Genomic DNA, 813 nt, shown 5'->3' on the forward strand with positions numbered 1-813 from the left:
TAAATCTGTTAAGGACTGCTACACGTGCATGGATCTCATTCACTTGGCTATCAAAACTCCTTGCACTGAGTTTATCTCCTAATAATTTGATGCAATGCATCTTAGTTTCAACCAAACTTCGCCGATGATAGCCTGACCATTTTTTCCATAGTGTCCTGCCTAAACGCTTAACTGTTCGAAGTAATTCATTTCGCTCTAGCGAGCTACTCTTTGTATCTTTCCATGGTTTCGCATTTTTTCTAGGTGGAATCACCGCATGCCCTTGCCGATCTGCAATGACCTGACGGCATTGCTTGGTGTCATAAGCTCCATCGGTATAAACAGAGTCAATCTGCTCATCTTGTGGAATCTGATTAAGTAAATCACCAAGCACCTGTGAATCACTGACATTATTGGTTGTAAGCTGAACTGCTCGTATTTGTAGGGTTTTAGCATCTATACCAATATGAAGTTTACGCCATTGGCGACGATATTCAGGTCCATGTTTCTTGCGCTTCCATTCGCCCTCACCTAGAAACTTCATGCCTGTAGAGTCCATGAGTAGATGCAGCCCATCGCTACTTTTTTGGTAGCTGATTACAATATCAATATGCTTTTGTCTTCTACAAAGCGTGGTGTAATCTGGAGCTATCCAATTTAATCCGCAAAGTTTAATCAGACTTTGCACAAAGCCAGTAACCATACGTAAAGACAGACGGAATAAGGATTTAATCATTAAGCAGCATTGGATGGCTGCGTCGGAGTAGGTTTGATTTCGCCCTTGTTTGCCTTTTGATGGAGCATACCATTGCGTAGCAGGATCAAACCAAATGG

At 42.1% G+C, this 813-nt stretch carries 1 protein-coding gene; it reads right to left on the bottom strand.

Translation table 11 applies throughout. The annotated features are described in order from the left end of the window. On the bottom strand, nt 1-813 hold an 813-nt coding region (locus MMP72_RS15755), incomplete at both ends, for an IS5 family transposase (RefSeq protein ID WP_241406212.1).

The sequence above is a fragment of the Acinetobacter sp. NIPH 2699 genome (assembly GCF_022549355.1).
GTDB lineage: Bacteria > Pseudomonadota > Gammaproteobacteria > Pseudomonadales > Moraxellaceae > Acinetobacter.